Origin of the sequence: Streptomyces aurantiacus JA 4570, assembly GCF_000414115.1 — a bacterium.
In the GTDB taxonomy this organism is placed as follows: domain Bacteria; phylum Actinomycetota; class Actinomycetes; order Streptomycetales; family Streptomycetaceae; genus Streptomyces; species Streptomyces aurantiacus_A.
Genome location: NZ_AOPZ01000443.1, coordinates 1 through 2,261 on the forward strand (window position 1 = coordinate 1; position 2,261 = coordinate 2,261).

The window sequence follows — 2,261 nt, forward strand, 5'->3', positions numbered from 1 at the left end:
GGGAGCGGGGCGGGGCGGGCCGCGGCGGCGCGGCGCCCGGCCCCGCCGTGACGGTCAGGGCCATGTCGGCCGACCCGTGCCCCTCCAGCTCCAGCGTCCACACCAGGCGCCGGGCGCCGGTGCCGGTCTCCTCGACGGCGTCCGGGGCGGGCTCGGCGGTGACGGCGGTCCGCGCGATCCAGTCGCCGCGCCGGTAGCCGAACTCGACGCCCTCGACGCGGCCCTGGCTGGTCCCTTTCCTGGGAGCGCGCCCGCTCTCCTCGGCATCCGCGCCCTCGTCCGCCGTCAGCACCCGCCGCGACCGGACCGCCCCCGCCTTGGCGTACGTACGGTGGTCCGAGCGCAGCTCGAACTGATCGGTGAAGTCGGCGTCGGCGGTCAGCGCGAGCCGCAGCGTCGTCGGCACCGGGCGGTTGCTGGTGATGCGCAGGGCCTCGATCAACGCGCCGTCCACGACGGCCTGTTCACGGAAGAGCGTGTACGCGGGCGGCTCCTGGCGGCCGCCGCGCGGCACGAGGACGCAGCGCGCCACGCCGGTGTCGGTGCCCGCGGCGGACGTGCCCGGCACCGAGGCGGTCACCGGGGTGAGCACCTCGGGGACGGCGCCGTCCACCGTGAGCTGCCAGCGGCTCAGGTGCCGCGCGTCGCGCACGAACAGCCCGTCCGGGGCGGTGCCGCCGGGCACGCCCCGGATGTCGCCGCCCGCGCCCACCGCCGCGAACGTCGCGCCGTACACGAGCAGTTGATGCTGCCGGTCAGTCATTCCGAGCCCCTTCGTCCGAACCAGGCCCCGCTGTCGTATCCCTGTGCACGCCCACGCCCACGCCCACGTCTCCGCGCCCGCCCACGTCCCCGTGCACGCTCAAGTCGAGGGCGAGCGCCGCGCTCCAGCTGAAGCCGCGGGCGCCGCATCCCGCTCCGGTGTACGGATCCACGTACTCGGCGAATTCCGAGGTCAACGCCGTGTCGAGCAGCGCCGCGCGCAGCAGGTCCGCGCGCTCCCGCTCGCCGTGCAGCCGCAGCCCGCGCTCAAGGAGCCAGTTGGTGTTGAACCAGGCGGGCCCGCGCCAGTAGCGCTGCGGGTCGAAGGCGGGGCTGAGCAGATCTCGGTCGCCGGCGGGCCCGCCCGCCGAGCTCGAAGTGCGGCCCGCACGCGGTGCGCACCAGGGCCGCGGCGATGTCCCGGGGCAGCCCCGGCAGCACGAGCGGCACGAGGCCGGTCACGCCGCGCTCGGCGACGAGCGCGCCCTCGGCGGTCGGCGGACGCTCGGCGGCCGGAGGACCCTCGGGCGAGGGCCCGCCCCCGCCCGCGTGAGCACCCCCGGCGAGCAGGTCCCGGCACCGGAAGATCCCGTCCGCCGGGTCCCACAGCCGCTCCACCAGGGCCCGCGTGAGCCGCTCCGCGCGCTCGTGCCGGGCCGTCGCGGGCACGCCGAGCTCGCCGGTGATCCGGGCGAGCGCATGCTCGGAGGCGATCAGGAGGGCGTTGAACGACGGGTCCTCGACGGCGAAACCACTCGCGCCGAGCGCTACCTCGGCCCCGGCCCCACCGGGCCCAGCCCCCGCCCCGTACCCCCCGTCCCGGTAGTCCGCCGCGAGCCGCACATACCGCCCGTAGTCCAGATCCGTCGGCCGGTCCTGCGGTGAGCCGTGGTCCAGGTCGGCGCGCCGGAACGTACGCGCTCGCGCGGGTGCCACGCGGCTCAACGGGGCATCCCAGCAAGGGCTGTTGTCCATGCCCTGCTCCCAGGGGTGGACGACCGCCGCGAGCCCCGCGCCGCCGAGGTCCCGGTGGTGCAGCAGGAACCGGTGCCAGGCGGCGAGGCGTGGGTGCAGGCGCGGCAGGAAGGAGCGGGCCCGGGACAGGCCGGGGTCGGCCAGGTGGACCAGCCACGCGGCGAGGGCGTGCACGGGGGGCTGCACGATGCCGGAGGTCTGCGCGCCGCCGGGCGCGCCCGCCGCGCGCCCCGCCGTGGTGGAGCGCCAGAAGTCGGGGCTCGGAAAATACGCGTCGAGCGGGACGGAGGGATTGAACACGATGTGCGGAACCCGGCCGTCGGCCCACTGCGCGGACAGCAGCGTCTCCAGCTCCAACTGGGCGCGCAGCGGGGAGAGATGGCGCAGCCCGATGGCGATGAACGCGGAGTCCCAGGACCACTGGTGCGGATACAGCTCCCGGGACGGGACGGTCGAGGTGCCGGTCCAGTTGGCGGCGAGGACGCGGGCGGCACGTTCGCGGAGCGCGGCGGGGGCGGCGCCCG

The 2,261-nt window shown here is 76.6% G+C and carries 1 protein-coding gene and 1 pseudogene; both read right to left on the bottom strand.

Going from position 1 to position 2,261, the window contains the following annotated elements:
- On the bottom strand, positions 1-763 hold a 763-nt coding region (locus STRAU_RS33850; RefSeq protein ID WP_037663704.1), incomplete at its 3' end, for a glycogen debranching N-terminal domain-containing protein.
- Positions 756-2,172: pseudogene (locus STRAU_RS33855) on the bottom strand (MGH1-like glycoside hydrolase domain-containing protein). The gene STRAU_RS33850 and the pseudogene STRAU_RS33855, both read right to left, overlap by 8 nt.
- Positions 2,173-2,261 lie beyond the last annotated feature (89 nt).